The 11,767-nt window shown below is 67.3% G+C and carries 8 protein-coding genes and 2 tRNA genes; 3 read left to right on the top strand and 7 right to left on the bottom strand.

Annotated features, from left to right (window positions below):
* The first annotated feature begins 413 nt into the window (after positions 1-413).
* On the top strand, positions 414-1,523 hold the full coding sequence (locus AC07TY_RS08290) for a GAF domain-containing protein (RefSeq protein ID WP_494784976.1): 1,110 nt from the start codon (positions 414-416) through the stop codon (positions 1,521-1,523).
* A gap of 76 nt (positions 1,524-1,599) precedes the next feature.
* On the opposite strand, the gene AC07TY_RS08285 is transcribed toward AC07TY_RS08290, so the two are convergent.
* The gene (locus AC07TY_RS08285; RefSeq protein ID WP_494784975.1) at positions 1,600-3,063 is read right to left on the bottom strand and encodes a phospholipase D family protein; all 1,464 of its coding nucleotides are present in this window, start codon (positions 3,061-3,063) and stop codon (positions 1,600-1,602) included.
* 629 nt (positions 3,064-3,692) lie between these two features.
* Here AC07TY_RS08285 and AC07TY_RS08280 point away from each other — a divergent pair.
* A complete protein-coding gene (locus tag AC07TY_RS08280; protein ID WP_494784974.1) occupies positions 3,693-4,430 on the top strand; it encodes an SGNH/GDSL hydrolase family protein in 738 nt (245 codons plus the stop codon).
* Between the two features lie 24 nt (positions 4,431-4,454).
* Here the strand turns inward: AC07TY_RS08280 and AC07TY_RS08275 are convergent, their stop codons facing one another.
* The 6 genes from AC07TY_RS08275 to AC07TY_RS08250 all read right to left on the bottom strand — a co-directional run bounded on the left by AC07TY_RS08275 (position 4,455) and on the right by AC07TY_RS08250 (position 9,750).
* Positions 4,455-5,405: a hypothetical protein gene (locus AC07TY_RS08275; RefSeq protein ID WP_494784973.1), complete on the bottom strand. Its 951-nt coding sequence runs from the start codon at positions 5,403-5,405 to the stop codon at positions 4,455-4,457.
* Between the two features lie 17 nt (positions 5,406-5,422).
* Entirely contained in the window at positions 5,423-6,625 is a 1,203-nt protein-coding gene (locus AC07TY_RS08270; RefSeq protein ID WP_494784972.1) for a site-specific integrase, read from the bottom strand.
* A gap of 622 nt (positions 6,626-7,247) precedes the next feature.
* Positions 7,248-7,321 (bottom strand) — tRNA-Met (locus AC07TY_RS08265).
* 83 nt (positions 7,322-7,404) lie between these two features.
* Positions 7,405-7,476 (bottom strand) — tRNA-Thr (locus AC07TY_RS08260).
* 138 nt (positions 7,477-7,614) lie between these two features.
* Positions 7,615-8,589, bottom strand: a complete 975-nt coding sequence (locus tag AC07TY_RS08255) for an aldo/keto reductase (RefSeq protein ID WP_494784971.1) — start codon at positions 8,587-8,589, stop codon at positions 7,615-7,617.
* A gap of 174 nt (positions 8,590-8,763) precedes the next feature.
* On the bottom strand, positions 8,764-9,750 hold the full coding sequence (locus AC07TY_RS08250) for an aldo/keto reductase (RefSeq protein ID WP_494784970.1): 987 nt from the start codon (positions 9,748-9,750) through the stop codon (positions 8,764-8,766).
* A 71-nt stretch (positions 9,751-9,821) separates the two neighbouring features.
* On the opposite strand from AC07TY_RS08250, the gene AC07TY_RS08245 reads away from it, so the two are divergent.
* Positions 9,822-11,531, top strand: coding sequence for a glycoside hydrolase family 13 protein (locus AC07TY_RS08245; protein ID WP_494784969.1), 1,710 nt, complete (start codon positions 9,822-9,824; stop codon positions 11,529-11,531).
* Positions 11,532-11,767: the final 236 nt, after the last annotated feature.

The raw sequence follows: 11,767 nt of genomic DNA, 5'->3' as shown, positions 1-11,767 counted from the left end.
TTAACTGCCCTCCTGCCCAGGCCGGGTATCGCTGCACGCAGCTTTCTGTGGCGTCACGAACCCCGGCTTGGTGGCGTGTTGGGCGCTAATGAATGCTCTTCAAGCAGGTAAGCCTGGAGCGCCGCGTTTTCGTGCGGTGTGGGTAGAGCTGCCGCCGGCGAGTCGTCACGACAACCTCCTGCGAGATGGGCAGCAACAAACTCCAACTGAGCGGTGCCCGCATTCTCTGTCCGGCGGAACGCAAGCGGGAAGTCCCCGTTGGGGGTGGTGCGAATGGCGGCCGTGTCTGTTTACCTGTTGGTAACCATCCGAGGGAAGCCCCGCAGCGCCGCAGGGCTTTCCCTTCCCTCGCTGAAAGACCGCCCGTGATCAAGACACTAACGTCTCGGCTTCGACACCTTTACCCGAGGCCCATGCCCACCCGCGTGTTTCCGCGTGACGCCCCAGAAGCGCACACGTCCGGCCCCGACCCGGTCACGGTGCTCCTAGTCGGGGGTGACATCGTTCGCGGGTGGGGGGTCAGCACCCATGACCTCGCCCTTCCCGGCCACCTCGCACGGGCCCTGCACACCCGCACCGGGCGAGGAGTAAATGTCTCCCTAGAACTGGTCGACAGAGACGACGTTTCTTCCGTTCGGGCAATTCTCGACAACCGAGACCTGGGGGACATCGACGCCATTGCTATCCACGCAGGTCTCAGGGACCTCAACGCGTTTACCACCGCCGCCTCGTGGACGGCTCAGCTGACGCTCCTTCTCGATCAGATCCGTGACCGCACCCGCGACGGGATCACCGCGACAGTCATGGGCGTCCCCACACCAAGCCGCGTCCCTTTCCTAAAAGCACCCGCCGCCGGGGCGCTCGATGTGCAAGCCGAGCATCTGAATGCCGCCACCAAGGCCCTCTGCACCGCCCGCAAAGACACCTTTTTTATGCCCGCCCCGATGTTCGTCCCTCAACCCGATCCGGCGAACCAGCTCGGGCGACCCAGTCACTACGAATATTGGGCCGGTGAGCAAGCAGACCACCTCGCCCCCCTGCTTCCGACCCCTGAACGCAGCTCGACCGGCACACCTGCTACGGCGCTCCCCGTCCAGACGGCGCGGCAGCGGTTGCGCAGCTGGGCGCAACTGCAACCCATGATCGACACTGACAAACGAATCGACACGCTGCTCGATCGCGCCAAGGCCGTGCTGGGGGTGGACACGGCGATGTTCACCATCGCGCGCGGCGACGACCTCATCGTCCGAACCACAGCCCGAGAAACAGGTGTGATCCCCGTTGCGGGGTCGTTTTGCGCCGTGACTCTTGCCCAGTGCGGAACCGTCATCATCGAAAACACCGCCCTCGATGACCGCCTCACCGGGAACTACCCCGGCATGTTCTACGCCGGGCACCCCCTGACAGCCCCCGACGGCACACGCATCGGCACCTTCTGCGTCGTCTCCGACACGCCCCCAGAAGACGGCATCGACCCGGTCATCTTCCGCGACCTCGCCCTCCAAATCCAGAAACAGCTTTAACTTCGTCTGGACGACCACATAAACATCGGGCCACCGACGGTTCATGTTCTAACGTCGACGGTCGCTGACTGTGCTGTTAAAAATCGGCGGTTTTCCGTTGGCTGCGAGGCCGACCGTCAGGGTCGACCGCGAGCCGGTTCACCGGTCTTGCCCACAGCCGCTGCCAGCGGGAGACAGGCTCGGTTACATGGTGGCGGATCTGCCCTACCGGCCGCGGCCGGCCGTGGCCGAAGTCGTGCCAGTGATCGAGAACGTCCGCTGTCTCCCGCCAGAGCCTGAGCCCGGAATCGAGGTCGAGAAGACGCGGGTCACCCTCATCAAGGCCCAGGTGCTCTGCCCAGAGCTGCACCCGAAGGCTCTGCCCCAACATCCGGGCGCCGTCTTCCTGCCCGCCCTCGGGGCTGGCGCCCGCTTGCGCGGGGGTGGTGTCGAAGACGGCGCAGGTCAGTTCGCTATCGGTCGTCCAGGAGCGGCGGTTGAAGTTGTCCGACCCGCAGGTCATCCACACGTCATCGACGATGCACACCTTCGCGTGAATATAGATCGGCGTTCCCACGGAGTTCTCGAGGTCGAACACACCCACCCGGCCGGGCGCCGCCCGCTTAAGAAGCCGGATGGCGTCGATCTGCCCGATCCGCGACGGCGGCCCGGAGAAAGCGGTATCGGAGTTCGGGTAGCGGGGCACGACGACGATGACCTGAAGGCGGGGGCTTTTGCGAAGAGCCTCCGCGATGCCGGCGGCGACCTCGGTCGACCACAGGTACTGGTCTTCGATGTAAATCAGCTTTTCGGCTTGTGCGAACGCTTTCGCGTAGCCTCGGGCAACGCTGCGCTCCCCGCCCGGAGCGAACGGGAACGGGGGCCGCTTGTGCCCGTACGTGCGAAGCAGTTGCACCGAGTGTGGGCCGGCAAAGGGCGGCGGCGGTGTCCTCTCCGGGAGGGGCTCAGGATGCCTTGGCATTCGGGCTAGGCGTTGCATCAGCATCCGCCACGGGGTCCGCCGATCCAACGGGTGCGGGTCATCCCACCGCTCTGCGAATACGTCCAGCAGGTCGGCAACGACAGGGCCCCGTAGTTCCAATGCGGCGTCGTGCCACGGGGGCTGCTTCCCGTAACGCGGATCCATGTCCAGGGCCTGCGGGTCGCCGTGATGATCGGCGTCGTCTCGGCGGCTGTGACACAAGTCGATGCCGCCGACGAAAGCGACGTCCTTGGACGGGTCGTCTCGGCGCCGGATGACGAATAATTTCTGATGGTGCGAGCCGAACACCCGCACCCGCTGATCCAGCAGCACCTCCCCGCCGGCCTCGTTGATCTCCGCGCCCAGCAGCTGATTCGACCGGCCACTGATCGGCCCCGAGATCTTCTCCCCGTGCGATCGCCACACCAGCCCGCGCACCTCCACGTCACGCTTCGCCAGGTCGGTCAGGACCTGGCCGACAGTGGGGCCGTCGGGGAGGAGGCGTTCGTCGGCGTCACCACGCCAATCGGTAAACCACACCCGGTCCCCCGGGCCGAGCGCTGTCAATTCCTCGTGCAACCGGGCGAAGTACGTCGCCCCATGCACAAGCGGGCGTACCAGGTTGCCCTCCGACCACGGCCCCGCTCCACCGGAATGAACATCCGACACTGACGGACCCCACTCGGCACGGTCAAGGAACCAACTATTGGCAGCGACACTCACCTGTCGAAGACTACGACACCGGCAACGTCACGACCGGTCAGAGGTCTTGCCATTCATGCCTCGTCGCAGCGGATACGGACCTGCCAGGAACCGAATTGGCCCGACCACATGGGTTCCCCGGCCGCGGGGACCTCAGCCAGCTGTAATAGGCCGGCCCAGCGGGTGCAGGTGGTCAGGTTCCCGAACCCGTCCACACCCCCGAACGCGCCGACGGTATCTTCCTACCACAACACCGGCGGAAGATGATTGGCCCGACCAAACTCCGCCAACGCCGTAATGACCGCCTCAGAATCCATCCCGCAATGCCCTTCCCTCTGATCTGATCAACACGCGTAGCTCTCTGCGGCCCGCGTTTGTGAACGGTGTCCCAGCACTACGCGCAGAAATCGCTTCCCGTGCTCGAGCGCATTCAGCAAAGGTGACTTGACTTATCTAAGGTCGACCGCGCGGCCACGTGGCTGTAACGCTGGAAGAGGGATCGAAGCATGGTTCGCAAAATCGCTGCCCTTTTCCGGCCGGTGATGAAGGTCAAAGCCCGTTCCATCCACTCCGATACCGCCATTCCCCGCCCCACCTACGCTTGCCCCGCCTGCACCCCGGGTGCCTACCCCGACAAGGTGCTGCTGCTCGGGAACGGTGCTCTCGCGGGCTGGGGTGTCACCGATCACGACGACGCCATTCCTGGGCATCTTGCCCGCGCCATGACATCCCGCACCCGTCACCCCGCCGAAGTACACCTCCGCATGGACCACGGGGCCACCATTAACACCCTCAGCACACTGCTGGGCGGGACGGACGTGACGGACTTTGATGTGATCGTCGTTATCTGCGGCGCCAGCGACGCCGTGCAACTCCTCGCACCACGAAAATGGGACACTGCCGTGCGACACCTGAGCCGCGCCCTGGTGAAGGCGACGGCGGCGGAGATCATCCTGGTCGGTATCCAACCCCCCAGCACCGTTCCCGTGTTCTCCCTCAGCCCCGGCGGCGCCGTCGACCAGCACGCCAACACCCTCAACACCCTAACGAAGGCTTACTGCACCGGCCGGGTGCACTATCTTGACCCTCCTCGGCTGGACACGGTTGGCCCGCGCACGGCCCCCGCAGCGACCACCATTCCGGAAGAGCAACGTGTCTCTGACGGCTACCGGGCTTGGGCCACCACCATTGCCGACAAGATCGTCTCTGTCCGACCCCGCAACCCCACCACCCTCACCACCTAACCCCCGACAAACCGCGAACCGAAGTCATTCTTCGGGCCGAGCGGTTCGCCCCTTCAGCAGGTGTGCTTCGGCCAGGAGCTCCTCGAGGTATGCGTTGGCGGTGTCGATCTGGTCGAGGACCTCGTCTTGCGCCGTGGCCAGTTCGCGAGAGTTGGCGTTCCGGAATCGGCCCACCGCGAACGTCGCTGGCCCGATCTTCTCTCTGAACCCGGTGGGGGTGCGGCGGTGCCGGATGATGGTCGTGATCGTCCGGGCACTGATCGGGCCACCGGTGCCGACGGCGCCGGTGTGGTCGATCGAGGGCAACAACGCGACCCCGTCCCGCCACAACACCCCGACCTCCTGCTGGCAGGCGTGCACGGTCAGGTCAGCGGTGGTGGGGTCAAGCAGCGGCAGGTAGGAGCCGCGGAGGCGTTCATAATGCGGGGCAATCACCAACAACCACGCGGCGACGGCGCATCGCGGGCACTCCCCCGGAAGATCCGCAGCCGGAATGACATGGCCACGGATGCTGGCGTGGCCGGGACGAATGGTGATGTCGTGCGGCGTCACAATGCGGGCCTGGTTACGGGTGAACCCGAGAGTCCCGGTGAGGACGATGAGGAACCCGTCCCGCCGCCCGACCAGCCCTACCGGGAACCGGTACCTGGGGAGTTGGGCCAACGCGCCCTGCGGGTCCAGGAGGCCGGACCGGACCGTCCACAGCGTGTCGGGGTACCCGGTCAGTCGAGGCGCATCAATCTCCACCCCTGCCTGGGCATGCACTCTGAGGATCACCGCGAGCCGGCCCACCTTGGTTGTCCTGGCGGCCGGGAATGCGTCCAGGAACCCGGTCAGGGAGTCCCGGGTCGCCGGCAACGCCTCCACACCACACGACTCGCACCAGTCCGCAAACAACCCCCACGCCCACGACTGTTTCGGGTCCAGCCGGCGGGCTCGCCCATCCTGGGTTGCGGTGGTGTGTGTGGTGTCCATGTCAGGGGGTCCTGGGGTTAGAGGCCGAGGGTGGTGACGGCGTTCTGCTCCAACGGAGCGTTCTCCCTCGCATACACGTGCACAGTGGCGGGGTTTTTGTGTCCGGTCTGCCGCATGATCTGATGATCAGTGGCTCCCGCCCTAATGGCCTGGGTAACGAACCCCGCCCGCAGGGAGTGCCCGGTGATGTTCCCGGCCGGGATCCCGGCGGCGGCGGCACGCTCGGTGACCATCCGCCCGATCGCATTGCCCTGAACCGCCGTCGCCCGGATGGTGCCGGTTTTCGCCATCGCCCGAAACAACGACGCCCGCCCCGCAAGACCGCCCGTCCACGGGTCCTGGCAGACGTGAATCGCTAGATCCTGGCCGCGGAGGACACGCATCACCTCCGGCCGGCCCTGCTCTCGTGCTTGCAGGAGCCGGTACCAGCGGCGGAACGCACACGGCGGACACGTGGCACTGTTCGCCCCATACGGCAACGCCTTCACCTGACCCCGACCCTCCTGGTCCGTTTTCGAGGACCGCACCCGCACATGCAAACCGTCCTCCGCGTGCAGGAACACGTCCCCGATAAGCAGCTCGGACAATTCGGTGCGGCGAAACGCCCCCGCGAACCCGAACACCAACAAGGCAATGTCGCGGGTGCCTTTCACCCCGGCCGGAAACGAGGTCACATCCACCGCCAACACCGTCTTCCGTAAATCCGCCACCAGAAGCGGCGAAGCCCGTTTCGTGGGGCGGTGGGTGCTGCGGCGGATCCCGTTCAACGTGTCAGTGACCTGCCGGCTGGTGCACGGGTTCAGAAAACCCCGCTCGTGGTGGGCCCACGCGATCGCCGCCACCCACCGACCAATCGACGCCGTCGAATACCGCGGCAAATCCTCTGACGTGCGTTGGAGTGCCTTCTCGGACAGGTACTCCGCCACCTCCGCAGCCTTCCGGGGAAACGAAAGCTGCTCCTCCACGAGAGTGTCGGGGATAGGATCCTTCTCGGTGTACCCGGCCAGCCAGCGGCAGAACATCCGGACATCCGACTCATACGACCGCCGCGTCCCCACCGACAGCGCCGCCCGCTGAAACACCGCCGACGCGGTCGTCAGCTCACGGGCGGCCGCCTCTCCCCCGACCGGAACAGCTCGGGCCCGCGGGCCGGCGCCCGAGGGCACCACAACGACGGATGGGGTCGACGCGCTAGCACCCGGCCCGTATCCGTTACTCATCGCGTCTCCCTCATCACCTCGGGCCGGCTGGAGCCCGTTTTGACCTCAGATGGAGCGTACCGGGGTCAACACGGGTAATGGCGCTTACCAGGTGCTACCGAGTCAGGGACATGACCGGCCGGAGTGACGAGACAGTCGGCGAGCGATGCGTCATTGAGAATGTCTTTTGGTGGATCCGCCCTGCAGCCATGGCTTTATGTTCCGCGTACCTGAGGACGAACCCACGGACGCGACTTGGCAGTCGAGTGGAAAGGCAGTCGGCGTTAGACCCCTGGGCATGATCTTTTAGCCGGACGGAGTCGACAAAGTGCCTCTGCTCATCCTCCCCTGGTGTCCAAGACGGCAGCCCGAAATATGAGCTGCGTTGGTCACCTCCTTGGCAGGGGGGAGGTGACCGCCCGTTCCAAGATCTGTGCCTGCTGAGCCGATGTAGCGCCGGCTTCTTGCAGGGCAACCATCCGCAGTGTTTGAAAGACTGTGCAAGGCAGACTGAAACGAGCGTCGATCGAAGCTACACATGGAGGGCGACAGCTTGAGCGTAGTTCTGAGCGATATAGGCAATGGGGTTGGAATAAAAAAGACCCTCTGCCCGAATAAAAGCCAGGTCAGAGGGTCTTAGCTGTAGCGGGAGCGGGACTCGAACCCGCGACACCACGATTATGAGCCGTGTGCTCTAACCACCTGAGCTACCCCGCCGCACCAGCCGACTAGGCCGGCCTGTGCCTCCGCATCTCGACTGAGTCCGCGCGAGCGGTGGTTCAGTGTCGTTCAGAGGGACGAGCCCCCTGTGGGAATCGGACCCACTACCTCTTCCTTACCAAGGAAGTGCTCTACCAATGAGCTAAGGGGGCGTAGCCGTCGCGCCGTCAGTGTTTCAGGCCGCGATTGGCACCACACGAGAATAGCAGGACTTCGAGGCGCCTCGTGACACGGGACGACGCCGACAGCACGGAGGGTGCCGGGTCGCCCCGACACCCTCGCGATGAGGGCTACGCCGAGACGGTCGACGACGCCGCCGACAGGGCGGCGACCTCGTCGTCGGCGAGCGTCAGCGTCGCGGCCGCGACGAGGTCGGGCAGCTGCTCGACGGTCCGGGACGACGCGATCGGCGTGCCGACCGACGGCTGGGCGAGCAGCCACGCGAGCGCCACGGTGGCGACCGAGGTCGAGTGGGCTCCGGCCACCTCGTCGAGGACCTCGAGCACGCGGCGGCCACGGTCGTCGAGGTACGCGCCGGCGCCGCTGGCGCGCTGGCTGTCGACGGTCACGCCGTCGCGGTACTTGCCCGTGAGGAATCCGCTGGCCAGCGAGAAGTACGGCATGACCGACACGGTCTCGGCGAGCGCCACGTCGGCGACCGTCGGGCCGCCCTCGCTTCCCTCGACGTCGTCGCGCTCGACGAGGCTGTACTTGTTCTGGATCGCGGCGTACTTCGAGATGTTCTCGGACTCGCTGAAGCGCAGGGCCTGCTCGAGGCGCTGGCCGGTGAAGTTGGAGGCGCCGATGGCGCGGACCTTGCCGAGTTGCACCTGCTCGTCGAGAGCCTCGACGGCCTCCTCGACCGGGCGGTCGGTGAAGTCCTGGTGCGCGTAGTAGAGGTCGATGTAGTCGGTGCCGAGGCGCTGCAGAGATGCATCGACGGCCTTGCGCACGATGTCGCGCGAGGTGCCCTGGAAGCCCTCGAGCATGCCGACCTTGGTGGCGATCACGATGTCGGCGCGGTTGCCGCGCGACGCCATCCAGCGGCCGATGATCGACTCCGACTCGCCACCGGCGTTGCCAGGGACCCACGCCGAGTAGACGTCAGCCGTGTCGATGAAGTTGCCGCCGGCCGCGACGTACGCGTCGAGGACGCCGAACGACGTCTCTTCGTCGGCCGTCCAGCCGAAGACGTTGCCGCCGAGATTGAGGGGGAAGACCCGGAGGTCGCTTTCGCCGAGTGCGATACGAGGTGCGTCCGTCATGTGAGCTCCTTCTGTCGAGGTGTCTCCTGAAGACAACACCGGTCTACGCCGGGCATTCCGAGCGGCGACACATTCGGCGAGGGGCATCATCGGGTCACGCACAGCCTGGAGCTCCTGCTCGACGGCGACGACGGTCACCGCACGGGGCGGGAGCCGGGAGGGCCCGGACGGCGCCTACGCGGCCGGGGGCTCCGAGATCGCAGTGAGGGCCCCGAGTTCCTGCGCCGAGAGATCGAGGCTGGAGGCCGCGAGCAGACCCTCGAGCTGGAGAGTCGAGCGGGCGCTGGAGAGGGCGCCGATCACGCCGTCGCGAGAGGCCAGCCACTTGATGGCGACGGCGCCCGGCACGACGCCGTGGCGTTCGGCGATCTCCATGACGACGTCGACCGTGGCGACGTTCTCGGGGGTGAGGTAGCTCAGCGCACGACCGCCGCGGGGCGACTCGCCGTCGTCGACGCCGTTGCGGTACTTGCCCGTGAGGAATCCGCTCGCCAGCGCCGAGTGCGGAAGCACTGCGAGGCCGAAGTGGTCGACGATCGGGGCGACGTCGCGCTCGTAGTCGTCGCGCCGCACGAGGTTGTACGCCGACTGGATCGCCCTGAAGGGGTGCAGCCCGTCGCGGTCGGCGATCGCGAGTGCCTGCCGGAGCCGCGCGCCCGTGTAGTTCGAGGCGGCCGGATACCGGATCTTGCCCTCGTCGACCAGCTCGCTAAGCGCGCCGACGGTCTCCTCCAGCGGCGTCTCGTCGTCGTCGTAGTGCGCGAAGTAGAGGTCGATGCGATCGGTGCGGAGGCGGGTCAGCGACGCCTCGACACCCCGGCGGATGCTGTCGCGCGTGAGGCCGGGCGCGTCGGGGTGCTGGCCCACCTTGGTGCTGACGAGCACGCGGTCGCGGTTGCCGGGGCGTGCCAGCCAGCGGCCGATGATGGCCTCGGACTCGCCGCCCGAATTGCCCGGGAGCCAGGCCGAGTAGACGTCGGCGGTGTCGATGACCCGGCCGCCGTCGGCCGCGAACACGTCGAGGATCTCGAGCGCCGTCGGAGCCCCGACGGTCCATCCGAAGACGTTCGTGCCGAGCGCGAGAGGGAACGCGGAACCGGTGGCGGTCTCAGTGTCGGTGAAGATGTTCAGGTCAAGGCCAATCGACGTCGGAAACTCCACCTTAACCGATCAGATCGGCCGCCTGGCAAGGGAGACGGAAAGCAGAGCACGCCTGTCGTATCGTGGCACCCATGCCTCTCGACGAGTCCACCGTGCCCGCCTCAGACATCGACCCCTCCGAGCTGATCGCCGCCGACACGGGATCGGAGTGGTGGCGCACAGCCGTCATCTACCAGGTGTACCCGCGCTCGTTCGCCGACAGCGACGGCGACGGCATGGGCGATCTCCCCGGCATCACCTCACGCCTCTCGGCCCTCGCCGATCTCGGCGTCGACGCCGTCTGGCTGTCGCCGTTCTACACGTCGCCGCAGCGCGACGCCGGCTACGACGTCGCCGACTACTGCGACGTCGACCCGCGGTTCGGCACCCTCGCCGACTTCGACGCCCTCCGCGCAAAGGCCACCGAGCTCGGACTGCGCCTCGTGGTCGACCTCGTCCCCAACCACTCGTCGAGCGATCACCGCTGGTTCCAGGAGGCCCTCGCCGCCGGTCCCGGCTCGACCGAGCGGGCTCGCTACCTGTTCCGCGACGGCACGGGAGCCGACGGCGAGCTGCCGCCGAACAACTGGCAGTCGGTCTTCGGCGGCGAGGCCTGGACCCGGATCACCGAGGCCGACGGCACGCCCGGCCAGTGGTACCTCCACCTCTTCGACTCGTCGCAACCCGACTTCGACTGGCAGAACCCGTGGGTGCGCGAGCAGTTCCTCGACATCCTGCGCTTCTGGCTCGACCGCGGAGTCGACGGATTCCGGGTCGACGTCGCCCACGGCATGATCAAGAAGCCCGGTCTGCCCGACTACACCCCGCCCGCCGACAGCGGCAGCATGGGCGGCGGGCTCGAAGAGGGCGCGACGCCGCCGTACTGGGCGCAGGATGGCGTCCACGAGATCTACCGCTCCTGGCGCGCGCTGCTCGACACGTATGCGGGCGACCGGATCCTCGTCGCCGAGGCGTGGGTCGAGCCGCTCTCGAAGCTCGCCAACTGGGTGCGCCCCGACGAGATGCACCAGGCCTTCAACTTCACCTACCTCGAGAGCGGCTGGTCGGCCCCGTCGATCAAGCGCGTCATCGACGCCTCCCTCGAGGTGTTCTCCAGCGTCGGCGCGCCGAGCACGTGGGTGCTGTCGAACCACGACGTCGTCCGCCACGCCTCCCGCCTCGGGCTGACCGCCGACAACCCCCAGGGCGCAGGAATCGGCCCCACGAGCCCGGGCCTCCCCGACCGCGCGGTCGGCCTGGCCCGAGCCCGCGCCGCCACCGCCGTCATGCTCGCCCTTCCCGGCTCGGCCTACCTCTACCAGGGCGAGGAGCTCGGCCTGCCCGAGGCCATCGACCTGCCCGACGACGCCCGCCAGGACCCCACCTGGTTCCGCACGAACGGCGAGAGGTACGGCCGCGACGGCTGCCGCGTGCCCATCCCGTGGGAGGCCGCGTCCCCCGCCTACGGCTTCAACACGAGCGGCGAGTCGTGGCTGCCGCAGCCCGACGACTGGGCGCCCTACGCCCGCGACTCGCAGACCGGCAAGCCGGCGTCGACGCTCGAGCTCTACCGCCTGGCGCTCGCGCTCCGGGCCGAGTTCGACCTGGGTTCCGGTTCGGTCGAGTGGCTCGACGGATACGGAGCCGATGTGGTCGCGTTCCGCAACGGCGTCGTGACCGTCATCGCGAATACCGGCACGGTGCCGGTCGAGCTGCCGATCGGCGACGAGCTGCTGGCGACCGTGGAGCTCGACGGGCCGGCGCTGCCGGGCGACGCGACCGTCTGGGTCCGCTCGGCCTGATCGCGGTCGCGGCGCTGGGTGGGGTGATCCGCGGCGTTGTCGGTGCGGCATGGTGTGGGTGGCTGCGCGTGCGTCACCCCCGCCGGATCGGCACGAACCCGCCTGCCGTTCGGCGGGAACGAGCCGAATCGGCGGGGCTACGTCGCCGCCTCGGAGGGAACGTGCCGAATCGACCGGCGTGAGCCGCGGCGGCGTGTCTTCGCCGACCCGGCGGGGCCGAACCGAACCCGCGGGCC

The organism is Frondihabitans sp. GW821-FHT04F02 (assembly GCF_059420045.1).
The sequence above is the reverse complement of the archived record's forward strand: the minus strand, read 5'-3'. Positions and strand labels throughout refer to the sequence as shown.